Annotated in this window: 24 protein-coding genes; 10 read left to right on the top strand and 14 right to left on the bottom strand. The window is 74.3% G+C overall.

Features of this window, described 5'->3' with window-relative positions; translation table 11 throughout:
- Positions 1-11 precede the first annotated feature (11 nt).
- Positions 12-920 (bottom strand): inositol monophosphatase family protein, encoded by a 909-nt coding sequence (locus MCM47_RS08030; protein WP_238859823.1) that lies wholly within the window; start codon positions 918-920, stop codon positions 12-14.
- Complete coding sequence (locus tag MCM47_RS08035; protein WP_238859824.1) at positions 917-2,890, bottom strand: aminotransferase class III-fold pyridoxal phosphate-dependent enzyme; 1,974 nt, start codon at positions 2,888-2,890, stop codon at positions 917-919. The genes MCM47_RS08030 and MCM47_RS08035 overlap by 4 nt, the downstream gene beginning before the upstream one ends.
- Before the next feature lie 221 nt (positions 2,891-3,111).
- Between MCM47_RS08035 and MCM47_RS08040 the strand changes: the two genes are divergently transcribed.
- From MCM47_RS08040 to MCM47_RS08060, 5 genes are all read left to right on the top strand, one after another.
- Positions 3,112-4,002, top strand: a complete 891-nt coding sequence (locus MCM47_RS08040) for a PfkB family carbohydrate kinase (RefSeq protein ID WP_238859825.1) — start codon at positions 3,112-3,114, stop codon at positions 4,000-4,002.
- Positions 3,999-4,712, top strand: a complete 714-nt coding sequence (locus MCM47_RS08045) for a haloacid dehalogenase-like hydrolase (RefSeq protein WP_238859826.1) — start codon at positions 3,999-4,001, stop codon at positions 4,710-4,712. Before MCM47_RS08040 ends, MCM47_RS08045 begins: the two co-directional genes overlap by 4 nt.
- Positions 4,709-5,596: a glycosyltransferase family 2 protein gene (locus MCM47_RS08050; RefSeq protein WP_238859827.1), complete on the top strand. Its 888-nt coding sequence runs from the start codon at positions 4,709-4,711 to the stop codon at positions 5,594-5,596. The genes MCM47_RS08045 and MCM47_RS08050 overlap by 4 nt, the downstream gene beginning before the upstream one ends.
- Before the next feature lie 263 nt (positions 5,597-5,859).
- On the top strand, positions 5,860-6,270 hold the full coding sequence (locus MCM47_RS08055; protein ID WP_238859828.1) for an SsgA family sporulation/cell division regulator: 411 nt from the start codon (positions 5,860-5,862) through the stop codon (positions 6,268-6,270).
- A 149-nt stretch (positions 6,271-6,419) separates the two neighbouring features.
- On the top strand, positions 6,420-8,006 hold the full coding sequence (locus MCM47_RS08060) for a PP2C family protein-serine/threonine phosphatase (protein WP_238859829.1): 1,587 nt from the start codon (positions 6,420-6,422) through the stop codon (positions 8,004-8,006).
- A 200-nt stretch (positions 8,007-8,206) separates the two neighbouring features.
- Here MCM47_RS08060 and MCM47_RS08065 read toward each other — a convergent pair whose 3' ends face one another.
- Complete coding sequence (locus MCM47_RS08065; protein ID WP_238859830.1) at positions 8,207-8,695, bottom strand: SPW repeat protein; 489 nt, start codon at positions 8,693-8,695, stop codon at positions 8,207-8,209.
- Positions 8,696-8,895: 200 nt separating this feature from the next.
- Complete coding sequence (locus MCM47_RS08070; RefSeq protein ID WP_238859831.1) at positions 8,896-9,936, bottom strand: YqjF family protein; 1,041 nt, start codon at positions 9,934-9,936, stop codon at positions 8,896-8,898.
- Between MCM47_RS08070 and MCM47_RS08075 the strand changes: the two genes are divergently transcribed.
- The gene (locus MCM47_RS08075; RefSeq protein WP_238859832.1) at positions 9,935-10,882 is read left to right on the top strand and encodes an ATP-dependent DNA ligase; all 948 of its coding nucleotides are present in this window, start codon (positions 9,935-9,937) and stop codon (positions 10,880-10,882) included. The genes MCM47_RS08070 and MCM47_RS08075 overlap by 2 nt on opposite strands.
- A gap of 43 nt (positions 10,883-10,925) precedes the next feature.
- Here MCM47_RS08075 and MCM47_RS08080 read toward each other — a convergent pair whose 3' ends face one another.
- Positions 10,926-11,294, bottom strand: a complete 369-nt coding sequence (locus MCM47_RS08080; RefSeq protein WP_238859833.1) for an STAS domain-containing protein — start codon at positions 11,292-11,294, stop codon at positions 10,926-10,928.
- Positions 11,295-11,584: 290 nt separating this feature from the next.
- Between MCM47_RS08080 and MCM47_RS08085 the strand changes: the two genes are divergently transcribed.
- Positions 11,585-11,920, top strand: a complete 336-nt coding sequence (locus MCM47_RS08085; RefSeq protein ID WP_238859834.1) for an ATP-binding protein — start codon at positions 11,585-11,587, stop codon at positions 11,918-11,920.
- Between the two features lie 66 nt (positions 11,921-11,986).
- Here MCM47_RS08085 and MCM47_RS08090 read toward each other — a convergent pair whose 3' ends face one another.
- From MCM47_RS08090 to MCM47_RS08110, 5 genes are all read right to left on the bottom strand, one after another.
- Entirely contained in the window at positions 11,987-12,124 is a 138-nt protein-coding gene (locus tag MCM47_RS08090; RefSeq protein ID WP_238859835.1) for a hypothetical protein, read from the bottom strand.
- A gap of 306 nt (positions 12,125-12,430) precedes the next feature.
- Positions 12,431-13,117: a DUF3618 domain-containing protein gene (locus MCM47_RS08095; RefSeq protein ID WP_238859836.1), complete on the bottom strand. Its 687-nt coding sequence runs from the start codon at positions 13,115-13,117 to the stop codon at positions 12,431-12,433.
- Positions 13,093-13,578 (bottom strand): phage holin family protein, encoded by a 486-nt coding sequence (locus MCM47_RS08100; RefSeq protein ID WP_238859837.1) that lies wholly within the window; start codon positions 13,576-13,578, stop codon positions 13,093-13,095. The genes MCM47_RS08095 and MCM47_RS08100 overlap by 25 nt, the downstream gene beginning before the upstream one ends.
- A 3-nt stretch (positions 13,579-13,581) precedes the next feature.
- Positions 13,582-14,319 carry a hypothetical protein gene (locus MCM47_RS08105; RefSeq protein WP_238859839.1) on the bottom strand — a complete coding sequence of 246 codons (738 nt, stop codon included), beginning with the start codon at positions 14,317-14,319 and terminating at the stop codon, positions 13,582-13,584.
- Between the two features lie 444 nt (positions 14,320-14,763).
- Positions 14,764-15,027, bottom strand: coding sequence for a hypothetical protein (locus tag MCM47_RS08110; protein WP_238859841.1), 264 nt, complete (start codon positions 15,025-15,027; stop codon positions 14,764-14,766).
- 811 nt (positions 15,028-15,838) lie between these two features.
- Between MCM47_RS08110 and MCM47_RS43205 the strand changes: the two genes are divergently transcribed.
- A complete protein-coding gene (locus MCM47_RS43205; protein WP_238859842.1) occupies positions 15,839-16,096 on the top strand; it encodes a DUF4235 domain-containing protein in 258 nt (85 codons plus the stop codon).
- A gap of 225 nt (positions 16,097-16,321) precedes the next feature.
- Here MCM47_RS43205 and MCM47_RS08120 read toward each other — a convergent pair whose 3' ends face one another.
- On the bottom strand, positions 16,322-16,678 hold the full coding sequence (locus MCM47_RS08120; RefSeq protein WP_238859844.1) for a hypothetical protein: 357 nt from the start codon (positions 16,676-16,678) through the stop codon (positions 16,322-16,324).
- On the bottom strand, positions 16,675-17,205 hold the full coding sequence (locus MCM47_RS08125) for a hypothetical protein (RefSeq protein ID WP_238859846.1): 531 nt from the start codon (positions 17,203-17,205) through the stop codon (positions 16,675-16,677). Before MCM47_RS08125 ends, MCM47_RS08120 begins: the two co-directional genes overlap by 4 nt.
- Before the next feature lie 311 nt (positions 17,206-17,516).
- On the opposite strand from MCM47_RS08125, the gene MCM47_RS08130 reads away from it, so the two are divergent.
- Both MCM47_RS08130 and MCM47_RS08135 read left to right on the top strand, forming a co-directional pair.
- Complete coding sequence (locus MCM47_RS08130; protein WP_238859849.1) at positions 17,517-19,598, top strand: SpoIIE family protein phosphatase; 2,082 nt, start codon at positions 17,517-17,519, stop codon at positions 19,596-19,598.
- Between the two features lie 121 nt (positions 19,599-19,719).
- Complete coding sequence (locus MCM47_RS08135; RefSeq protein ID WP_238859851.1) at positions 19,720-20,799, top strand: YihY/virulence factor BrkB family protein; 1,080 nt, start codon at positions 19,720-19,722, stop codon at positions 20,797-20,799.
- Positions 20,800-20,959: 160 nt separating this feature from the next.
- Here the strand turns inward: MCM47_RS08135 and MCM47_RS08140 are convergent, their stop codons facing one another.
- Positions 20,960-21,463, bottom strand: a complete 504-nt coding sequence (locus MCM47_RS08140; RefSeq protein ID WP_238859853.1) for a hypothetical protein — start codon at positions 21,461-21,463, stop codon at positions 20,960-20,962.
- 103 nt (positions 21,464-21,566) lie between these two features.
- On the bottom strand, positions 21,567-22,007 hold the full coding sequence (locus tag MCM47_RS08145; protein ID WP_238859854.1) for a VOC family protein: 441 nt from the start codon (positions 22,005-22,007) through the stop codon (positions 21,567-21,569).
- Positions 22,008-22,110 lie beyond the last annotated feature (103 nt).

Consider the following 22,110-nt stretch of genomic DNA (forward strand, 5'->3'; position numbering starts at 1 on the left):
ACGGCCGCCTCCTACCATCGGATCGAATCGATCAGCGCCGCGTGCAGCTGCGGCGTGCAGGCGGCGATGCAGGAGCGCTGGTTCATCGGGCCGATGTCCAGCAGCAGGGTGTCGTGCAGCGGCTTGCCGTAAGCGTCGGTGACGGTGACGCCCGCGCGTTCCGCCAGGTACACCGAGGCGGCGATGTCGTACGGGAAGAGGTGCAGGATGCTGCCGTGGCCGACCCGGCGGAAGTCCGGCTCGGTGTCGGGGCGGTCGCGCAGCAGCCGGTTCCCGATGTCGACGTAGGCGTCCGTCTGCCCGGTGATGATCCGTGAGATGGAGAAGGAGGCGCTGTTGAACACGTACACGCCGCCGGTGTTGGCCGAGGCGTCGATCAGGTGGCCGTAGGCCCCGATCATCAACGCCGCCGGGTGGCCGTTGAACTCCAGCGACCAGAACATCCGCTCGGGATCGGTGGTGGGGGAGAGGCGGGGCACCGGCGCGGGGAAGCCGGCGGCTTCGATCCCGGTCCCGTCGGCGTCGGCGTAGAGCCAGTTGCCGGTCTTGACCTCCTGGAGCATCGCGTACCGGATGTCGCCGATGGTGGGCGCCTCGCCGAAGGGGGCCGCGGCGATCGAGACGCAGGCCATCTCCAGATCGGCGGCGGCGCCGCGGGTGCCGTCGATGGGGTCGATGATCAGTACGTGCTCGGGGGCGCGGCCGATCGTGCGCAGGCCCTCGCTCTCGGTGTAGACGGCCACGGGCTCGCCCCGCTCCCGCAGGAAGTCCCAGGCCGCCCGTTCCGCGAGGACGTCGACGGGGAACTCCGCGTCGCCCCCCTTCGCCGTCCCCGCCACGTAGCGGCTGCCGACCTCCTGCAGCCCGTCGCGCACGGCCGCCCGGATCCGCCCGGACAGCTCCTGGACGAGGCCCCTCATGAGACCGAGAGGAAGAGTCGTTCCAGCAGGTCGCACATCTCGTCCGCCTCCTGACGGGTGATGATCAGTGCCGGGCGGACCTTCAGCACGTTGCCGTGCCCGTACAGCGACGTCCGCAGCAGCAGCCCGTGGTCCATCCCGCGTTCCGCGAGGTGATTGGTGAGCCGCGGGTCCGGGCGGCCGTCGCGGTCCACGATGTCGATGCCGATCATCAGCCCGACACCGCGGACCTCCCGGACGAAGTCCACCTTCGTGGCCAGGTCGCGCAGCCGGTCGAGGACGTGCGCGCCGACGGTCCGCACGTTCTCCAGGAAGCCCGGCCGGCCGATGACCTCCAGGGTCTTCAGGGCGGCCGCGGCGGCCAGCACGTTGCCGCCGAAGGTCGAGTTGATGTGGTGGCCCTCCACGCCGGTCAGCCGTTCCTCGGTCAGGATGCCGGCGACGGGCATCCCCGCGCCGCCGAGGCCCTTGCCGAAGGTCATCATGTGCGGGCTGACGCCGAAGTGGTCGGCGGCGAACATCCGGCCGGTGCGCCCGAAGCCGGTCTGGATCTCGTCGAAGACCAGCACGATGCCGCGCTCCTCGCACAGCTCCTTGAGCGCCTGCAGGTAGCCGTCGGGCGGGACGACGTTGCCGCCGTTGCCGCTGATCGGCTCCAGCACCACACAGGCCACCCGGCCGGTGCTCGCGTAGTCGATGAAGTCGTTGATCCGCTCGACGCACAGCAGTCCGCAGGTGGCCCGCTCCTGCCGGTAGAAGCAGCGCAGGCAGTGCGGGTCGGGGACGTGCACGACGCCGGGCAGGTGGGAGGGGAAGGGAGTGCGCCGGAAGGCGGCGCCGGAGGCACCGATCATGCCGAGCGTCTGGCCGAGGTGCCCGCGGAAGAGCGTGACCACGTCGGACTTCCCGGTGTGCACCTGGGCGATCTTGACCGCACTCTCGTTGGCGTCGGAGCCGCTCGCCGACTTCAGGTGCACCCGGGTGAGGTTCGGCGGTGAGACCTCGGCCAGCTTCGCCACCAGCGCGTTCAGCGGCTCGGTCTGGAACTTGGAAGTGACGTGGATGAGTCGGCCGGCCTGTTCGCGGACCACCTCCACGATCTCGGGATGGGCGTAGCCGAGGCTCAGGTTGAACGTCCCAGAGGAGCAGTCGAGATAGCGCCGGCCGTCGTCGGAATAGAGGTACAGGCCCTCACCCCTGACCACTCGGAGCTGGTCCGGCAGGTAGTAGTAGTGCTGCAGCGTGGATCCGACGTCCGCTCCGGTCGGGGGCTTCGGTGCCGCTGCGGATATCGCGGAACTGGTCTGTTTCATCGACTTCCCTCCGATGATTCCGAACAGGTCGACCTGCTCGAAGGATTCGAAACACAGATCCGCCTCCTGGAGATCGAGCGAGGCGGTCATCGAATTCGGAACGGCGACGCAGCGGATACCGGCCCGTTTCGCGGCGCGCACGCCGCTGGGCGAATCCTCGAACGCCACCGCCCGATCGGCCGGAATTCCCAAGGAGTCCAGCGCCGCGACGTACAGGTTCGGCTCCGGTTTGGCGCTGGCCGGGTCCCCGTCGGCGCACTGCACCGTGCTCCACCCCTCGGCGAGGCCGCACTGCCGCGCATATCGGGTGACCCATTCCCGCGTCGAGTTGCTGACGATCCCCCGGGAGATCCCCAGGGCGTCGACCGCCCCCAGGACGCGGTGAACACCGGGCCTGCCGCACAGCCCCCCGAGCAGTTCCCGTTGCCGGCGGCGGACCCGCTCCTGCAGTGCCGCACGGTCCACCGTGCACCCGGTGACCCGCTCGAGCTGCGTCCACAGGTCGCACCCGATGGTGCCGACGAGCGACGACCAGGCATCGACCGGCAGCTCGTGACCGAATTCCCGGAAGACGTCCGCGTGGGCGCGGAATATCTCGGCCTCCGGATCCCACAGCGTCCCGTCGAAATCGAAGAAGATCGCATCCACGTCCTTCATGTGCACCTCCGTCGAGCGGCGAACGGCCGCGCGGCCAGGGTTCGTGCATGAAGCGAGGGCGCCGAGGCGCCAAGCGTCCATCATCGCGGAGCCGGCCCCGTCCCGCCATTCATGGTTCGTCAACGCACACACGGCGTGCGCGCGCGACAGTGCGTGCACGAGCAGGCTGTGGTCGACTTGGAACGGAGTCGACGACGGGTCGACGCGAGAGGCGGGGAGCGATGGGCGACGACACCCGCCTCGCCGGTGCGGGGGCTCCCTCGGGCCGCCCACGGGTGGCCGTGGTGGGCCACGTCGAATGGACGACGATCGCGGGCCTCGACGAGGTACCCGCTGCCGGCGAGGTGATCCATGCGGACCGGCTCTGGCAGGGCCCGGCCGGCGGCGGCGCGGTCGCGGCCGTCCGGCTGGCTGAACTGGCCGGCGGCTGCACCTTCTTCACCGCCCTCGGTGACGACCACGCAGGGCACCGTTCACGTGCCGAGCTGGAGGACCGCGGTGTGCGGGTGCTGGCCGCGCCCCGCCCCGGTCCCACGCGCACCGCGGTGAGCCTGGTCGACCGTCAGGGTGAACGCACCACCGTCACCCTGGGTGAGCGCCTGCAACCCGCCGCGGCCGATCCCTTCGACTGGGCGGAACTGGCCTCCTTCGACGCGGTGTTCTTCACCGCGGGGGACGCGGCCCTGCTGCACGCGGCCCGGCGTGCCGGAACGCTCGTCGTGACGGCGCGTGAGTTCGCCACCGTGCTGGAGTCCGGGGTCCGGGTCGACGCGCTCGTCGGCAGCGGCTGCGACCCGGCCGAACACTGCAACCCGGCGCTGCTGCGGAGGCCGCCCGGCCTGGTGGTCAGCACCCGGGGCCGGCACGGCGGTGTGTTCACCGCGTGTGGCGATGCCCCTCGGCGCTACCGTCCTGCCCGTGCCCCCGGCCCACTGGTGGACACCTACGGGGTCGGGGACAACTTCGCGGCCGTACTCACCTACGCGCTCGCCGCCGGATCGACCACGGCCGAGGCGCTGGACCTCGCCGCACAGCACGGCGCGGCCTGCACCGCGCGGCGGGGACCGTTCCCGGGCCGGCCCGCTCCCGTGCGACGGGCGGCCCGGGTGTGAAGCGGCTCCTCCTCCTATGGGACGTCGACGGCACGCTCATCGACGACGGCCACGTCGGCGAGACGGTGTACCCACTCGCCTTCGAACGTCTCACCGGCCGGTCGGCCCGCCACCGCGTGACCACGGCGGGCCGTACCGAACCGGAGATCATGGACGAGTTGTTCCACCGGCACGGCGTCGGCCGCATCGAAGAGAGCCGGGTCGCAGCCGAGTTGACGGCGCAGCTGCAGCGGCGGGCCGCTGCGCTCCGCACGGCCGGACGGACCCTGCCCGGCGCCGTCGCAGCCCTGCGGGCGATGAGGGCGCAGCGCCACGTCGCCCAGTCCGTGCTGACGGGGAACCTGCGGGCCAACGCCCTCCTGAAGCTACGGCTGTTCGGACTGGCGGAGTACCTGGACCTCACGATCGGCGCGTACGGCGGTGACGCACGCGCGCGGGCCGAACTGGTGCCGGTGGCCCAGCGCCGCGCAGCGGCCGCGTACGGACGCGAATTCGACGCCGACAGCACCGTGCTGATCGGCGACACGCCGCTGGACGTGCGCGCAGGACTCGTCGGGGGAGCGCGGGTGATCGCGGTGGCCTCCGGGGCGAGCAGCGCCGCCGCGCTGCGGGAGGCGGGGGCGGACACGGTGCTGGCGACGCTGCGCGACACCGGTGCGGTGATCCATGCCGTCCAGGCCCCGGGGCCGACCGCGCGGAGTCCCCGATGAGCGGGAACACCCGCCCGGTGGGGTTGGTCTCGGTCGTCATGCCCGCGCGGAACGCCGAAACGACGATCGCCGCGCAGTTGGAGGCCCTGAGCCGGCAGACCTATCCGGATCCGTGGGAGGTCGTCGTCGTCCTCGACGGATCGAACGACGGCACCCGCGAGCTCCTGCGGCACTGGCAACGGCGCATGCCGCAGCTGAGGGTCGTGGAGTCCGCCGGGGCCCGCGGCGTCAACCGTGCGCGCAACACCGGTTGCCGGCACGCGCGCGGCGAATTCGTGCTCGTCTGCGACGCGGACGACGTGGTGGCCCCCGGATGGATGGAGGGCCTGGTGGAAGCCCTGCGGACCAGCCCAGCGGCCGGGGGCGCGCTTGAACGCCGCCTGCTCAACGGGCCGGTGGCGCTCGCGGCGCGTCCGCCGAAGAAGGCCGACGCGCTGCTCGACACCTTCGGCTTCCTGCCCTACCCGGCGGGCGCCAACTGCGGATTCCACCGCGAGCTCTGGAACCACCTGGGCGGGTTCGACGAGAGCTACCGCTACGGCGGCGACGACACCGAGTTCTTCTGGCGCGCCCAGCTGGCCGGGCACCGACTGGCCTTCGCGCCCCACGCCGTCGTGCACTACCGGCTACGCGCCGAAGTGCCGGCCATCGCGCGCCAGTTCTACAGCTACGGGCGCTCGCACCCCAAGCTCTACCGTGACTTCGCCGGCCGCGGCATGCCCTCCTCGCGGTTGGGCGACGCGGCCCGGGCCTGGTGGACGCTCCTCGTCCACGCGCCCCACCTGGCCGGCCCCGCGGACCGGCGCGCCCCGTTCGTCGCCCAACTCGCCCTGCGCGCCGGGCGCCTTGTCAGCAGCGCCCGACACCGCAGGTGCTACCTGTAGACGCGCGGGCCCACGGCGCGGCGGCGCGGTGGGGTCGGGCCACGAGTGTCGCGCCGGGCCGGGAGCGATCCGCACACTCGGCGCCGGCGGCGCCGGGCCCTCGGTGCAGGAGTGGTAGGGGGTTCGGTCACGGGGTGGATTCCGCGCGGGGATCGCGTGGAGGTTTCCACCGTGCCGACTCGCGTGCCCGGTCCTGGGTAGCGGCGTGCGTACGCGGCCGCCCCCGGGGCGGTTCGACCGCCACGGAAGGTGCTTCGATGCCGATGTCCGCCGTTCGTCCGCTGTCCGTCACGTTCCCGGACAGCCCGTTGCCCGACGTTCCGGTCCCCGCGGAACTCCGCTTCGACACCAGCCGCCCGTTCGCGGCGTGCCTGTCGTTCCCGGTGGCCGGGCGCGTGGACGACGAGACGCCGAGGTGCTGGTACTTCAGTCGTGACGTACTCAACGAGGGCCGGCACGTTCCCGCCGGCAGCGGTGACGTGCGGGTCGGCCCCGGCGCCGAGGGGGAGGTCCGCATCACCCTGTCGGGCGCGGGCGGGTCGGCGGTGGTCAGCGCCCCGACGGAGGTGGTCGCGGCCTTCCTCGCCGAGAGCTTCCAGCTCGTGCCCCTCGGCACGGAGGGCGACCACCTGGACATCGACGCGCTCGTGGCGCGCATCCTCGACGCCGGCTGACCCGGACCTCGCGCAGGAGGCGGACGTCGACCTCCGGGAACCGGCGGCGTCTGGTCCGGAGGGACGGGAAGTCGTGACATGCTCGTGCAATGAAAGATCACGGGCAGTCGGAGGTACCGGGACAGGCAGGCGCGGGAGGTGACGACTCGGTGTTCACCTCCAGTCGCTACCTGTCCCGCCGGCCGCCCCGGGAGGGCGACGGCGAGGCGGGCGGCCTCCCGGTGCCGGCGGTCCAGGAGGTGCTGGACGCCCTGCCGGGCTCGGTGATCTTCCTCCTGCCGGTCCGAACGGCAGGGGGCGAGGTGGCGGACTTCCGGATCGCGGCCGCGTCGCCCGACGCGGTCGACATCGGCGGACGCAGGGGCCGCCACCTGATCGGCGTGAGCGTCCTGGAGACCTACCCGACCGTCGCGGGCAGCGAGTTGTGGCACGGCTACCTGAAGGCCCTCACGACCGGCGACCGCTACGAGGGGGAGTCGTTCGAGTACGAGGAGGTCCTCGCCGGCATTCCCCGCCTGTCCCGATTCGCCGTCCGCGCCGCCCCCTGCCAGCAAGGCCTGATCGTGTCCTGGGTCCGCCTGGACAGCGGCGAGCGCGAGCGGCGCCGGCTGACCGTGATGCAGCGTCTGGGGAACATGGGCTGGGCGGACTGGGACCTGGTCCACGACGTGATCACGTGGTCGGACCAGGTGTACGCCGTCTTCGGCCGGGACCGCTCCCTCGGCCCGATGACGCTGGAGGAGCTGCCCACCCACGTCCTCGCCGAGGACCTGCCCGCACTGGGCGAGACCGTGCAGCACCTCCTGGCCGACGGCGAGCCCGTCGACCACACCTTCCGGATCACGTCCCCCGACGGCGGGGTGCGGCACGTCCGGATCGTCGCCGAGGCCGAGACCGACGCGCGCGGACAGCCGGTGGAAGTCCACGGCTTCTTCCAGGACCTGACCGCCGCCAAGAGCGCCGAACAACGGCTGCTCGAACGGGAACGCACCGTCCTCGCCCAGCGGACGCTGCTCGCTTCCGAACGCCGCCTCGCCGCCCGGCTCCAGCACGCCCTCCTGCCGCTGTCCCAGCAGTCCCTGCGCCTGGCCGATCTCACGGTGGACGTGGCCTACCGGCCGCAGCAGGAAGGTCTGGAGGTGGGCGGCGACTGGTACAGCGCCGTCGAACTGCCCGACGGCAGCGTGCTGCTCGTCATCGGTGACGTCGCCGGCCACGGCCTGGACGCGGTCGCCACCATGGCCCAGCTGCGCTTCAGTGCCAAAGGCATGGCCATCACCGCCGGCATCCCGCCGGAGACGATCCTGGCCCAGCTCAACACCCTGCTCCTGCACACGACCCAGCGGGTCCTCACCACCGCCACCATGATCGTGGCTCGTTACGACCCCGCCACCTCGGAACTGACGTGGGCACGAGCAGGCCACCCCGCGCCCCTGCTCCTGCGCGGGGGCCGTGCCCGCTACCTGCCGCTCCCCCCAGGCATCCTGCTGGGCGCGACCGACGCTCCGCGGTACGAGTCCGCCAGCCTCCGCCTGTTGCCCGGCGACCACCTGCTGCTCTATACGGACGGCCTGATCGAGGAACGCGGCCGGACGATCGACCACGGCCTCGCCCGGCTGGCCGCCGCCGCGGAGGCCCGTGCCGACGACGCCCGCATCCTGGACGGCATCCTCGACACCCTCGTCGGGTCCGGAGGCCGCCACGACGACATCTGCGTCCTGCACGTCCGCCGGTGACCGCTTACCGCTGTGACCGCTCACCGCTGTGACCGTCTACCACCGGCCGCGCCCTCCCGGCGCGGGCGGCGGGCGGCGGTCGTGGCGGATGCGGTCCTCCGCCACGACGGATCGGCCGGTGCGGCACCGGGCGCCCCCGTTCCGGCCGAGCCGCGAGGGCCCGGCGGGGTGACGTCCGGAGCCGTACCGGCCCGGGTGGGTCAGATGCCTTCGTTCGGTGGGGTGTGGGGGTTGCGTCGCGCAGCGGATGCGGTCGGGACGTGCGTCCGCTTGTCGCGGGCGCCGGTGGCGGCGACGCAGGCGAGGACGAGGGCGAGGGCCCCGGCGATGATGTTGCTGGTGATGGACCGGGTGTGGGCGACGTCGCCCGCGACCACCCAGGGGGCGACGATCGTCCAGAGGCCGATGCCGGCCCCCGCCCACGCCATGGAGTGGGTGCGTTCGTAGGAGTTGCCGAGTCCTCCGAGCAGGAGCATGTAGGTGATGCCGGCCAGCAGGTCGGTCACGGCGAGGGTGGTGAGGTTGTTGAACCCGCAGATCCAGGGCGAGGCGGCGAGGTAGAGGCCGGTCAGCAGGGCGAGGGCTTCGACGCCCTGGCTGCGGGGAGTCATGGCGACGCGGTCGTGCCGGTCGCGCAGTTCGACCAGGTCGGGGTGTTCCTCGATGGGCGGGCGGTGCACGTAGGTCATGTCGTCCTCCGACGGATCAGTCTTCGAAGCCGGTCCGTGACCGAGAAGGGGTCGCGTCCCGGGCGTGCAGTAATCCGATCGGCTGCCCGGATTCCGGCGTCCCACACCAGCCGTCGGGTCACCGTCGGAACCTGCCCCGGGCCGCCCGAGAGGTCCGGTCCGGGCGGCGTTGTCGCGGGGCGCACCGGCGGTGGTTCCCGTCACCCGGCGGGCCGCGTCACTCCCAGGCGCACCCGCCGTACGCCGTCCGAGAAGTGGACGAGCGGTGGGTTCGCCGGCTGGTGGAGGCCCGCCGCCGCGGTCACGTCCTGGACGACCCTCACGTCGGTGGTGCTCCGGAGCGGCCACGGCTCGTGTTCCACCGGCGTCTCCCAGAGCAGGCCGAGGTGGCGGGTGTAGGCGCGCCAGCGGGAGGTCAGCCAGATCTCCAGGTCGGAGGGGACCAGCGCCGGTCCCGGCCGGAGGGCGAGCCGGTAGGTGGCCCGTCCGCCCGCTCGCCGGCCGCGGTAGACCATCCGTCCGCCGGCCGGGCCGGTCCCGTCACGGGCCTCGGTCTCGGCGGCCTCCAGCCGGGCGGGGCGGTAGGGCGCGCCCAGGAGGGCGTTGGCGGCGACGGTGAGCAGGAGGTGGGTGGTGTCGAGGGAGAAGAACCAGAGGCCGTCGCGCCCGCGCGGGCCGCGGACGTAGGTGCGCAGGTTCGTCTCGGGGAAGGTCTCGCCGGGGAACGGGAGACGACCGGCCGTCCGGACCTTCGCCATGGTGAACGGGGTGAGCCCGACCCAGGCGCGCTCCGCGTACCGGTCGACGGTGAGTCCCGGGGGAGCAGCCGCTGGATGGCGTCCGGTGGGTAGGCCCAGTGGACGAACGCCATGTCCAGCCACTGCATGCTCAGGGCGGGGAAGGCGATCCGCTGGGCGGGGGAGCGCGTCGTCATGCCGTCGCGTCTGCCCGCGCCGGCCGCCCCCACGCGCCGTCGCGCCACCTTCGGACCGACGGGGCGTCGCCGCCCCGGTCGGAGACGATGCGGCGACGCCTGGGGGGCGTCTGGGCAGCAGCCGCCGACCCAAACCCGGCCGCCGCCCGAACCCGCGCTCGGCGCCTCCGGGCGCCGCAGGCTGCGGCCGGCCCGGCCCTCGGCGGAGTGCCAACGCTGCGCCCTTACGCGGAGCGGGGCCGCTCCGTCGCTCGGCCGGTCGTATGCGGCGCCGGCGACGGCCGCGGTGGCCGCACCCTGGAGACATGGGTGCGCGAGGGCCGGCCCGGGTGAGGCTGCCGCACGTCGAGCCGATGCTGGCGACGGCCGGCCCGTTGCCGTCCGGGACCGGGTGGGTGGGGGAGGTGAAGTGGGACGGGGCGCGGTGTGTGGCGTACGTGCCCGAGGCCGCCCCGGTACGGCTGGTCGGCCGCAGGGGTGGCGACTTCACCGGCCGCTTCCCAGAGGTGGCCGACGCCTTCACGGAGGTCCGCGGGCCCCTGATCCTGGACGGGGAACTGGTGGTGGTGCGCGACGGTACGCCGTCGTTCGCGGCCCTGCGGGACCGCATCCACCGCACCCGCCCGGCGGCCCTGGGCAGGGCGGCCGGCGAGCCCGCGGTGTTCATCGCGTTCGACCTGCTGCACACCGGAGGGCGGCCGCTGCTGGCCGAGCCGTACGCGCGGCGACGCGCGGCGCTCGACGGCCTGCAGCTGGAGCGGCCGCACCTGCGCGTCTCCCCGGTCTGGAACGACATCGCCGAGGCCTACGGCTGGACGCGCGAGCACCGGCTCAAGGGCGTGATCGCCAAGCGCAACGATTCCCGCTACGCCCCGGGCGCCCGCTCCCGGGACTGGGTCAAGGTCGAACACCTGCGGGTGGCGGACGTCGTGATCGGCGGCTGGTTGCCCGGCGGCCCCGGCGAGGCTTCGGTGCGCGCCGTCCTGGTCGGCGTCCCGGCAGAGCGCGACGGCCCGCTCCGGTTCGTCGGCACCGTCGGTACCGGCTTCGCCGCACCGGAGCGGCGCGCCCTGGCCGCCGTCCTGCGCCGCATCGCCTGCCCGGTCTCCCCGTTCAGCGCCGGTGCCGGGCTGGGGCTGCCGCGGGGCACGGTGGTTCGGTTCACCCGGCCGGAACTCCGCGCCGAGGTGGAGTTCCTGGAGCACACCGACGCCGGCCGGCTGCGGCAGCCGGTGTGGCGCGGCCTGCGCTGAGCCGGCGACGAGGTCGTCGTCGCCCGCGGATCCCGCCCGGGGGTCAGAACAGGGGGTCCGGGTCGCGAACGGCCGGGCTGGGTGCGATCGGAGCGATGTCGAAGACGGTGTCGGTCTCGGTGACGCGCAGCAGGCGGGTGACCTGGGGGCTGGGCGCGGCGAGCCCGAAGGCGGTGCCGGCGGCGATGGCCGCGCGGCGGGCCTTGAGGAGTTCGTTGAGGCCGGAGGAGGAGCAGAAGACCAGGTCGTGGCAGTCGATGACGAGGGTGTCCGGCGCAGGGGGTGCGGTGAGCGCGTCCTGGAGCGCCTCGGCGAGGGCGGGAGCGGTGTCCAGGTCGGCGTGACCGCTCAGGGCGAGGACACGCGTGGCCGGCGGCGCCGGGCGGCGTCTGGTGCTCAGGCCCGTTTCCATGATCGGCCTCGTTCCGGAGTTCGGGGTGCTGTCGAGGGTGGCTCACCCGGCGTCTGCCCGGTGCCATGAGAGCGAACCAGCCGCCCGCGCGGCCTGAGGAAACACGGGCAGCGGCCGATTGGGCGCAGTCACGGTGGCTACACGCCCCAGTGTCGGTCGCCGGGCCGGACCGGCGCACCGCCTCCGGTCCGGTCCTCCGGCAGGCATGGGAGGTGGAGCCCGTGGACGGCACTGCGGAACACTGGTGTTTCCCACTCGGGTACGACTCGGGCAGTGTGCTGGAGCCGGCCATGACCCACGTGCGCGGGGTGCTGGGCGCTCTCCCGCCGGCCGGTGGGGCCACGGCGGAGCGCAGACGGGACGCCGTGCTCATGGTGGTCTGTGAACTGCTCACCAACGCCTGCCGGTACGCCCGCGGTCCCACCCGCCTGGACATCGACCTCCGCGGCGGCGTTCTGGTCGTCGCGGTGACCGACACGGCCACCGCCCCACCGGTCGTGCGGCCTTGGCGGCCGGCGCAGCCGAACGGGCACGGCATGCACGTCGTGGTCCGGCTCACGGCCGACTGGGGCGTGTCACCGGCCCCGGGCGGCAAGACCGTGTGGGCCGTCCTGCCCGTGCCCTGACCCCGATGGGCCGAGGCCGGGTCCGGCTGCGTCCGGTCGCCGGCGCCGACCCGGTCGACGCAGCCCCTAGTGCCAGTAGCTGGGCTGGTCCCCGCCGGGCTGGTTCCAGGCCCAGACGAGGAAGACGACGAAGGCGATGAAGGCGAGGGCGAAGACCAGGCAGCCGAGAGCGCCTCGCCAGTTCCCGCCCTTGATGTCGTCCACAGGACCCCCCGGATTTCGAGACCGACGTCGGTCCGAGCGTGGCCGCCCGAAAGCCGGAGGGCAAGAGTGCAGCCGGCCCGGACCGTGCGAGCACGTGCACGACCGGCCCGCCACGGCGCCCCACGCCACCGCCGGGGGTCGAGGCCTGCCCGACCGGCGAGCCCCGGCCGCCCGTCGGCTGCCGCTGCTTGCCGTTCCCGGCCACCGGTGGGCGGCGGCCGGACGGTACGGCTGACCTTCCGTCGGACCCGAACAGCGCCGGGCGCCCGGGGTACGGGCGTCCGGCGCTCCCCGCCCGGGGCGGCGTCAGGGCCGGCGGACGTCCTGAACCGCCTCCTGGCCGGTGTCCTTGAGATCGCGAGCGGTCTGCCGGCCCGCGTCCTGGGCGGCCTCCTTGCCCGCTTGGGCGGCGTCCTGGGCGGTGGACTTCACGGCGTCCAGGGCTTGGGCCGCAGGTTCCCGCAGCTCGTCCCGCATGTCCTGGGCGGCGCTCACGGCGGTCTGCTTGGCGGATTCGAGGACTTCGTCGGCATGCTCACGCAGGGTGGTGCCGGCCTGCGCCTCGACCCTGCTCGACGGCAGGAGCGCTGCGGCGAGCAGCCCAGCGCCGAAGGCGATGATGCCGGCGGCCAGGGGACTGCCCTGGGTCTGCCGACGGATCTGGGCGGGCGCCTGCTGGACGGTGTCGCCGATGTCCGTGGCGGTGTCCTTGGCGGTGGACCCGACGCGCGTGGCGGTGTCCTTGGCGGTGTCGACCAGTTGCGCGGCCGTGTCGGTGACGCTGCCGGCGACGCCGCGGGTGGTGTCGGCGGTGTCGTGTGCGGTCCCCATCACTCGCTCCTTCATTCCGGTCAGCCTCCGCTGGGCGGCGTCGACCTTGCGGTGTGCCACCTTGCTGGGAGTGATCCTGTCGGCCAGCCGGTCGACGTTGTGCGCGAGGTGCGCGCGTCGGGTTTCGATCTGTTCTCTCAGCTGGTCGGGTGTCGAGCCCATGCGGCGTCCTCCTTGAGGGTTTCCAGCGTCTGTTCCGGAGCGAGCCGGACTTCCTTGAGACGCCTGCGGCCCGCGGTGTAGAGCAGCGCCCCGACGATGGCCCACACGGCGGTGACCAGGAGCGCGGCCCAGGCGAGGTTCATGACGTTGCCGAGTGCGAAGACCAGGGTCAGGCTGCCCAGGAGGAGCACCAGGTGACCGGCGTAGCCCGCGCCGGCGAGCATGCCGGACGCCTTCCCGGCCTTGCCGGCCTCCTGTTTGAGCTCGGCCTTGGCCAGCTCGATCTCGCTGCGCACGAGCCGGCCGACGTCATCCGTGATGTCGCTGATCAGGTCACCGAGCGACTCGGCGGTCGGTTCCCCGGGCCCGCCGGCCGTGGGGACGGGTGGGGGGTTCGGGGGCGGGCCGGCCGGCCCGGGGCCGGCTGCGGCGACGGTGCGGTCGGAGTAGGAGAGTGCCATCGCTCAGCTCCCCGTGATCGGCGGCCGCTGTCGCTGGGTCCCGGTGTCCTCGCCGTACGTCGGGGTCAGGTGCGGGGGTTGGGACTCCCCGTAGGCCTGGTACGGGCCGGGGGCCGTACCCATCGGCGAGGACCCGCCACCGCCGCGCGACGGCGACACCGGCGCGGGCCGCCGTTGTCCGTCGTCGGTGCCGCGCGGCTCCGACGCGGGGGGCCCGGCCGGTGAGCCGGCGGCGACGCCCTTGCCGGTGCGGCCGAGGGCGAAGCCCGCGAGCGCTGCTCCGGTCAGGAACAGCCCCGGGCGGCGGCGCGCGAAGTCCCGCACGTCCTCCAGCAGCCCCTCGGGCCCGCGCGTCTCCAGGTGATCGGCGACCCGGTGGCCGCGGTCCGCGATCTGCCCCACCGCTGCCGTCGCGGTGGAGTCCGGCGTACCGTGGCCGGCCATCTCCTCGAGCTCCTGCGCCAGGCGCCGCACGTTCTGCGCCAGCCTGCGGGTCTGTGCCTTCGCCTGCTCCCTTCCCTGCTCCCGGGCTTCACCGAGGAGGTCCCTGGCCTGCGCGGCGGCCTCGCCGACCACCTGCCCGGCCTGCTCCTTGACGGTCGAGGCCACCTCGGCCGCGTTGTCCGCCACGATCTCCGCGCCCTCGCCGGCCTTCGCCTGCACGGTCTGGGCCGCCGCGCTCACTGCGCCGCCGGTGCTGCTCTCCTGGCCCGGTACGGCCGGGCCTGTGTCGACGTTCAAGACTCCTCCTGAGAATGACCGGATCGTCCTTCGCGGCGGCGCCTGCCCCGCACGGCGGCCCTCACACGGAACGCCGTCCCCGGTGTCGTGCCGCGTCGTCCCGCCGTGCTGGGCGGGTGGCGAGGGACGGGCACCGGACTCCGACTCGGTTGCCGGCGCGGACCGACGGCAGATAGGCCCTCCCGCTGCCCGATGGCGGCGGCCGGGCGATCGGTCACGCCGCGGGGCGGTGCCCTTCAGCGGCGGAGGTGGTCTGCTCGGCGGTGCTGGGCGCGGTTGCCGCGGTGGGGCGCGACCTCTCCTCGCGGGAGTCCCGCGGGTGTCGGGCCGGGTGTCGGGCCGGTGTCGGACCGGGTGTCGAGCCGGGTGGCGCCGGTCCGCCGGCCGGGTGACGGCGACGTCTGCGCGGGCGGGAACCCAGGCGGCCGCACGGGACGGCGCGTGTCAGCCGGTGGCGCCGGCCGGGTCGGCGTCCCGCCTGGCGGCCGGCCGGCGCAGCGTATCCGTGCGGCGGGCGACCGGTCCGGCGGGGTGCCGGGACCGCTCGTGCCGGGACCGCTCGTGGCGGGACAGGTCGTGCAGGGCGAGCGTCAGCCGGCGGATGTCCTCGGCCATCAGTTCCAGCTGGGCGACCGCGGCCCGCCCCGGTCGGTCCCCCCGGTCTTGGCCGCGACGGCTCGGCTGGTCCGCGCCGGTCCGGTGGTTCATCGTTGCTCCTGACGCCGTGGGGGTCGGCCGGGCCGGCGTCTACCCGGAAGCGCACGGGACACGCGCGAACCACCTGCGGCCGGTTCCGGGCAGGGGCGCCCGCCCGCCGGGTACGGGCGTGAGAGGTCGCGGACGTCCGACCGGAGCCGCCCCCCTCGGCCACGCCGTCACCGGGTCCGCCCCGTCGTGCGGGCACGCCGCAGGATCGACGGTGCGGCGGGGACGAGGCCGGCGTGATCCGCCTCGCGGCCGACGTCGTCGCGGCGAGTCGGGCGTCCCTCCGGTGCGCGACACGGGCTGTCCGTCAGGTTCGGGATAGGGCTGTCCGGACCTGCCTGCGCCTACGGCCGACCCTGGTCGGCAGGGCCTCGCAGCCCGGGGGAGGCGGCAGGTCGGGCAGGAGGGGTGTCGGCCGGTGGGCCGGTCGCTCCGGGAGGGGCGGCGCCGGCGGCAGCGGCGCGGGCGCCGTGGAAACGGTGGTCATGATCTCTGCTCTCCTCTGCTCGACCCCGCCCGCAACGACGGCTACCCCGATCCGGCGCCGCAACGCCCGGGTTCCCGCGGTCGGGGCCCTCATCCGGAGCGGCAACCGAAGGGCGCGGTCAACGGCCGGCCGCCCCTCCGCCGATCGACCGGCCACCGGCGGTGTGCGCGGCGCGGGGCTGGACAGACGCGCCGGTACGGACCCGGCCCCCTCGGGGAGGTCCGACACTCCCGCGTCCGGCCTCCGGAACGCCCGCCACCGAGGCGGATCCCGCCCCCGCAGGCGGAGGGCGCGCGCGGGTTCCGCCGCACTGCGGAAGGAGGAGCGGTGAACATCGTCACGCTCACACGCAGGCCCGCCGGTCTCCTCGTCGGAGCGATGGGCGGCGGCCCCGCCGTCGTCGTGGCCCGACGAGTCTGGAGGATCCTCGGGTCCGGGGACGACCGCCCCGCCAAGAAGCACCGCACCCGGCGCAGGGCCCTGCTCGCCGCCGCCTTCCAGTGCGCCGTCTTCGCTGTGCTGAAAGCGGCACTCAGCCGGAGCCCGCGCCGGCGGCGGCGGGATCCCTCCCGCCGCCACCGCTGAGTCGGAGCCCCCGGCGGTCCCCGCCCCGGCGACGCTGCCGCCCGAGCGCGGGGGTGCCGCCTTCGCCGAGCTTCGCGGCCCGGGCGGAACACGGTCCTCCGGGGGCCGTGGGTCACGCTGCTCCGGGGGCTCCGGGGGCTCCGGGGGCTCCGGGGGCTCCGGGGCCGCGGGTCACCCTGCTCCCCGGGCCGTGGGTCACCCTGCTCCGACCGGTGGTCGCCCGCCCTACTCGTAGGCGGGGGTCTCCGGCGGGTGCTGGCGGTGGCCGCACACCCAGGCGAGGGCCTCGTAGACGCCGCGGGCGTAGTCCAGTTGGACGGAGCGGCCGTGGTGACCGAGGAGTTCGGCGCGGGCGGCGTCCGCCTCGGCCTGTAGGCGCGCGGGTCCGGGAACGCCCGGGAGAGACATCTCGGTGATGGGTGCGGCCACCTGGTGGCCCAGGGCCCAGCGCAGTCCGGCGAGGACTCCGCGTCCGTAGCGGCCGGTGCAGAACGGTGGAGTGTCGACCCGGGCGAGCACGCCTTCGAGATCCGTCGGGGTCCGGGAGGCGTCTGCCGGGCGAGCGGGCCGTCGGGCGGTCATGGGCCGACGCTGCCCTTCCCGCTGGACGGCCGGCCCGGGTCCGCCCGCAGGGCGAGCACGGTGAGCGGTACGCGCAGGTAGAGGTGCTCCCACAGGCGGCGGAGCGCGCCCGCGACCGGCTCGCCCGCGAACCGCAGGCTGAGGCGTTGGAGTTGCGCCACCGCGTCGGCCACCAGGTCGGTGTCCACGGGCACCCGTTCGCCGACGGGACGCCCGGCGGCGAACAGGTCGCCGATGTGGACGGCGAGCCGGTCCCGGCCGGGACGGTCCCCGGCCACTGCGGGAAGCAGCGGCTGTCCCTGAGCGGAGGGCGGGCCCGCGGTCCTCGCGGCCGCACGGAGATCCCCCGCCACGACGCGGACGTTCGGTCCGGGGGCATCGGCGAGCGGGTCCGCGAGGCGGTCGAGCACCGCGGCCACCGTGGTCAGCACGGCGGACTCCATCCGGACCGCCGCCCGCCGGGGACTACCGGCGGTCACGGTCACGGTCGCGGGGACGGGCGCGGTGAGCTGGCTGGTGTCGTCCATGGGTGTCAGCCTGTCCCCGCCCGGGGACGGAGTGCGAGCGGAGACCGCCGCCCAGGTGAATCCCGGGCCGCCGACACCCCAGGGGTGCTGTCCGGGCCGTCCCCCCGCCCGGTGCTCACGAGAGGCGGCGGCGCTCGAGCCGGACCACGGCCGCCGTACTGGGCCGGCGGAGCGCCGCAGGTCTCGGAGCGTGGCGCCGGCGGCGGCCCTCGGGCTTCCTCCGCGCCCTGGGGCGGCCGGGCCGGCGGCAGAATGGGAGGGAGCAGCGCTTCGCTCGACCTGGCCCACCGGCGGTGTGAGGAGGTGGCGGCATGCCGGATCGACTGGGACCGTCGGATGCGGCCCTGGCCGCGGGCGGGCTGCTGGACGTCCTCGGCGTGGCCGCCGTCGTGGTCGACGAGAAGGGCCGGATCGCGCTGTGGAGCCCGCCGGCGGAGGACCTGTTCGGCTACACCGGTGAGGAGGCGCTGGGGCGCGGGGCCGCGGACCTGCTCGTCGGGACGGACCGCCGGGAAGCGGTGCTGGAGGCGTTCGACCGGGTGATGGCCGGCGAGGGGACGTGGGCCGGGGCGTTCCCCGCCCGCCACAAGGACGGCCACACGGTCCTGGTGGAGATGCGCAACATGCGCCTGCAGGCCTCGTCCGGTACCTGGTACGCGCTCGGGATCGCCTCCTCCCGTGAGACCCTCCAGCGGGTGGAGCGGGACGTGGCGCTGTCGGCGCGGATGGTCGACCAGGCCCCGATCGGCCTCGCCGTCCTCGATCAGGACCTGCGCTACGTCCTGGTCAACCCCGCCCTGGAACGGATCAACGGCGTACCGGCGGCCGGACACCTCGGCCGCACCCCCGGCGAGGTGCTGCCGCACCTGGACGTCGCCGCCATCGAGGACCGGATGCGGAAGGTCCTGGCCACCGGCCGGCCGGTGCTGGAGGAGTTCACCACCGGGCACATGCCGCACGACGGCGGCGAGCACGCCTGGACGTCCTCGTTCTACCGGCTGGAGGACCAGGCCGACCGGGTGCTGGGGCTGGCGATCTCGGTCATCGACGTCACCGAGCAGTACCGGCAGTCCCTCGCCGCCGCCCGGGCCCGCCGCCGCCTCGCCCTGATCGCCGATGCGTCGATCCGGGTCGGCACCACCCTGGACCTCGCCGCCACCGCCCGGGAGCTGACCGAGGTGATCGTGCCCGAGGTCGCCGACGTCGCGGCCGTCGACCTCCTGGACGCCCTGCTTCCCGGCGCGGCCGGCAACCCGAACGACGAGGGCCCGCCGGCGTTCCGCGCGATGGCCCTCAAGACCGCCCACCCCACGCCGGCCACCGCCGCCGCCGACCCGGTCGGCGAGGTGACGCACTACCACGCGCACCGGCTCGTGACCCAGGCCGCCGTCGGGGGCCACCCCGTCCTCGTGCCCCGCGTGAGCCCCCGCGACCTGGCGCGGATCGCCCGCAACGATCACGCGGCCCGCCTCCTCGAGGAAGCCGGCGTCCACTCCTACCTGGCGGTGCCGCTGATCGCCCGCGGCCAGGTCCTCGGCGTCCTCGACCTCAAACGCACCCGCAACCCGGCCCCGTTCGACCATGACGACTCCCTGCTCGTCGCCGAACTCGCCGCCCGCGCCGCCGTCGCCATCGACAACGCCCGCTGGTACCAGCACCAGCGCCACACCACCCTCGCGCTGCAGCGCCACCTGCTGCCGCCGCGGCGCGCCCCCCACCCGCCCGGCCTCGAGATCGCCCACCGCTACCAGCCCGCCAGCGCGACCGACGACACCGGCGGCGACTGGTTCGACACCATTCCCCTCCCCGGTGACCGCACCGCGCTCGTCGTCGGCGACGTCATGGGCTCCGGCATCAACGCCGCCGCCACCATGGGACAGCTCCGCACCACGACCCGCGCCCTGGCCCGGCTCGGCCTCGACCCCGGCGACCTCCTCACCCACCTCGACACCACGACCCGCGACCTCGGCGACGCCATGGCGACCTGCCTCATCGCCCTCTACGACCCCGCCACCGGCCGCTGCCGCCTGGCCGACGCCGGCCACCCGCCCCCCGTCCTCACCCGGCCCGGCCACGCCCCTCGCCCCGTCCCGCTGGACCCCGGCCCGCCCCTGGGCGTGGGCGGTCTGCCCTTCCCCGCCCATGACCTCGTCCTGCGGCCCGGGGACGATCTCGTCCTGTACACCGATGGCCTCATCGAGGTCCGTGACCAGGACATCGACCAGCGCCTGCACGCCCTCACCGACCTGCTCGCCGGCTCCCGGCGCTCCCTCGACGACACCTGCGACCTCCTCCTGGCCGCCCTGCGCCGCCCCGACACCCACGACGACGTCGCCCTCCTCATCGCCCGCGTCCTCGCGGCCCCCGGCAACTCCCCGGATCCACCGCGGTAGACCCCGTGGCGGACACGAGGCGGGCCCCTCCCCGGCCCCGGCCGCCCGGGCCAACCGGCTCCCGCGGCTTCCGCCCGAGCGACGCGGGTGTGACGGGCCGAGGACGGGCACACGCCCGGGCATGGCATCCGATTCCAAGACTCCACCCACGCGCGGCCCGGGCGGTGCGGGCCCGGCCGCCGGCGGCGGCCCCGCCGGACCGACCGACATCCCCGGACACGGCTGGATCGCGGTCCTGAAACGCACCTGCCGCGAGTTCCTCGCCGACGAACTGCCCGACCGGGCCGCGGCGCTCACCTACTACGGCGTGCTGGCGATCTTCCCTGCGCTGCTGGTCCTGGTCTCCGTCCTCGGCCTGGTCGGCACCGACGCCTCCGACACGGTGTTGAACAACGTGCAGGCGTTGGCGCCCGGCGCGGTGCGGGACATCCTGCGCTCGGCGATCACCCAACTGCAGGCGAGCCGGGCCACCGGCGGGATCGTCGCGGTCCTGGGCCTGGCCGGTGCGCTGTGGTCCGCCTCCGGCTACATCGGCGCGTTCATCCGCGCCGGGAACGCCGTGTACGACATCCGGGAGGGGCGGCCGGTGTGGAAGACCACCCCGCTGCGGATCGCGCTGACCCTGCTGACCATGCTGCTGCTGGTCGTCTGCGCGGTCATCGTCGTGTTCACCGGACAGGTCGCGCAGAAGGCGGGCGACGTGCTCGGCATCGGCCACACCGCCCTCACCGTGTGGGGCATCGCGAAATGGCCGGCCCTCGTCGGGCTCGTCATCCTGATGATCGCGCTGCTGTACTGGGCGGCACCGAACGTCCGTGGACGCGGACTGCGGTGGATCACCCCGGGCAGCGTCCTCGCGGTCCTGCTGTGGCTCGCCCTGTCCGCCGGGTTCGCCGCGTACGTGGCCAACTTCGGCTCCTACAACAAGACCTACGGCACGCTTGCCGGCATCGTCGTCTTCCTGGTGTGGCTCTGGCTCACCAACCTCGCCATCCTGCTCGGGCTGGAGCTCGACGCCGAACTCGCGCGCGAACAGGCCGTCCGCTCCGGCATGCCGCCCGCGGAGGAGCCGTACGTCGAGCCCCGCGACACCCGCACCTGGCCCGACGATGCCGAGGGCACCGACGACACCGACACCCGGGACACCGGCGCCAGGGACACCGGCGGACCCGGTGGCGGTACGAGCCCTCGCGGCACGTGACACAGGCGAGGGCCGCCGGCCGTTCGTGTGTCCGAACCCCTGGCGGGTCGCGGGCGGCGGTCCTCCCGTCAACCCGGCGGCCCCTTCCCCCGTCGGTGGGCCTCCCGCGGCTGCGGGGGCGCCGGGGCGGTCGGTTCCCGCGGGGACGGGCGCCGGGAGCTCAGCCGACCCGTTGCTGCCACCAGGAACGGGGCCGGTCGGGCGTACGCCTGGCCGTCACCGCGGTCGCTCCGGCGGCGTGGCCTCCGGGGCCGGGAGAGGGCGGCGCCGTGGTGCCGTCGGTGTCGCCGGCCTGCGCGGTGGTCGCTGGCCGCAGCGTCGGTGCGGGTGCGGGTGCGGGTGCGGGTGCGGGTGCCGGTGCGGCCGGTGCGGGCGCCGGTGCGGCCGGTGCCGGGGCGGGGGTGGCGGCGGCGAGGCGGGCGGCCTTGAGCTCGATCGAGCGGTGGTGGACGCGGACGGCGCCGCGCCAGGCCATGGCGACTCCCACGAGGAAGATCAGCATGAGGGCGGCGCCTGCGAGGAAGGCCTGGGGCACCGTGTAGACGCCGATGTCGGAGCCGAGGACGCTGACCTGCTCCGTCGAGCCGTTGTCGAGGTTGTCGGCGATCAGCAGGCCGGCGAAGGTGCCGCTGACGATGAGAAGGACCAGACCGAGGAGGAGCATGGCGGCCTCCCGACCGACGGGGATCGTCCGCCGGTGCGCATACCCGGCCGCACGGTGTCGACACCCCGGACGGGAGTCCCCCTGTTCGGCACAGCTGTTCGGTTCAGCACAGCTGTTCGGCCAGTCCGACGATGATGCCCTCGGGGCCGCGGATGTAGCAGAGCAGATAGCTGTCCTCGAACCGGGCGATCTCGCCGAGGAGTTCGGCACCGTGGGGGCGCAGACGGGCCACGGTGTCCTCGATGTCGTCGACCGCGAACATGACGCGGTGCGTGCCCAGGACGTTGTGCGGCCGGTTGCGCGGCCCGGCGACGATCGCCGCGGGGTTGCGGTACTTCGCCAGCTCCAGCCGGCCGTGACCGTCCGGGGTCCGGACCATCGCGATGTCGCACCGGACGCCGTCGAGTCCGGTGCACTGGTCGGCGAAGAGGCCCTCCACCTCCGCCCTGCCCTCCAGCTCCATCCCGAGTTCCACGAAGAACGCGATGGCGGCCTCCATGTCCTCGACGACGATGCCGACGTTGTCCAACCGCTGAATCGCCATGCGGGCTTCTCCTTCGGTGATCGAACAGATGCTACGCCGGTGACGCCGGCGGACGGCCCCGACGACGCCCGCATCCGTGCGGGTCGCGGGCACGTCGCCGGGC

The organism is Kitasatospora sp. A2-31 (assembly GCF_022288725.1).
Taxonomy (GTDB): Bacteria; Actinomycetota; Actinomycetes; order Streptomycetales; family Streptomycetaceae; genus Kitasatospora.

Bases quoted from the DNA above. Each gene is read 5' to 3' on its own strand.
- MCM47_RS08030 (WP_238859823.1), bottom strand. From the start codon at position 920: ATGAGGGGCCTCGTCCAGGAGCTGTCCGGGCGGATCCGGGCGGCCGTG.
- MCM47_RS08035 (WP_238859824.1), bottom strand. From the start codon at position 2,890: ATGAAGGACGTGGATGCGATCTTCTTCGATTTCGACGGGACGCTGTGG.
- MCM47_RS08040 (WP_238859825.1), top strand. From the start codon at position 3,112: ATGGGCGACGACACCCGCCTCGCCGGTGCGGGGGCTCCCTCGGGCCGC.
- MCM47_RS08050 (WP_238859827.1), top strand. From the start codon at position 4,709: ATGAGCGGGAACACCCGCCCGGTGGGGTTGGTCTCGGTCGTCATGCCC.
- MCM47_RS08055 (WP_238859828.1), top strand. From the start codon at position 5,860: ATGTCCGCCGTTCGTCCGCTGTCCGTCACGTTCCCGGACAGCCCGTTG.
- MCM47_RS08065 (WP_238859830.1), bottom strand. From the start codon at position 8,695: ATGACCTACGTGCACCGCCCGCCCATCGAGGAACACCCCGACCTGGTC.
- MCM47_RS08075 (WP_238859832.1), top strand. From the start codon at position 9,935: ATGGGTGCGCGAGGGCCGGCCCGGGTGAGGCTGCCGCACGTCGAGCCG.
- MCM47_RS08070 (WP_238859831.1), bottom strand. From the start codon at position 9,936: ATGTCTCCAGGGTGCGGCCACCGCGGCCGTCGCCGGCGCCGCATACGA.
- MCM47_RS08080 (WP_238859833.1), bottom strand. From the start codon at position 11,294: ATGGAAACGGGCCTGAGCACCAGACGCCGCCCGGCGCCGCCGGCCACG.
- MCM47_RS08085 (WP_238859834.1), top strand. From the start codon at position 11,585: ATGACCCACGTGCGCGGGGTGCTGGGCGCTCTCCCGCCGGCCGGTGGG.
- MCM47_RS08095 (WP_238859836.1), bottom strand. From the start codon at position 13,117: ATGGGCTCGACACCCGACCAGCTGAGAGAACAGATCGAAACCCGACGC.
- MCM47_RS08100 (WP_238859837.1), bottom strand. From the start codon at position 13,578: ATGGCACTCTCCTACTCCGACCGCACCGTCGCCGCAGCCGGCCCCGGG.
- MCM47_RS08110 (WP_238859841.1), bottom strand. From the start codon at position 15,027: ATGAACCACCGGACCGGCGCGGACCAGCCGAGCCGTCGCGGCCAAGAC.
- MCM47_RS08120 (WP_238859844.1), bottom strand. From the start codon at position 16,678: ATGACCGCCCGACGGCCCGCTCGCCCGGCAGACGCCTCCCGGACCCCG.
- MCM47_RS08125 (WP_238859846.1), bottom strand. From the start codon at position 17,205: ATGGACGACACCAGCCAGCTCACCGCGCCCGTCCCCGCGACCGTGACC.
- MCM47_RS08130 (WP_238859849.1), top strand. From the start codon at position 17,517: ATGCCGGATCGACTGGGACCGTCGGATGCGGCCCTGGCCGCGGGCGGG.
- MCM47_RS08135 (WP_238859851.1), top strand. From the start codon at position 19,720: ATGGCATCCGATTCCAAGACTCCACCCACGCGCGGCCCGGGCGGTGCG.
- MCM47_RS08140 (WP_238859853.1), bottom strand. From the start codon at position 21,463: ATGCTCCTCCTCGGTCTGGTCCTTCTCATCGTCAGCGGCACCTTCGCC.
- MCM47_RS08145 (WP_238859854.1), bottom strand. From the start codon at position 22,007: ATGGCGATTCAGCGGTTGGACAACGTCGGCATCGTCGTCGAGGACATG.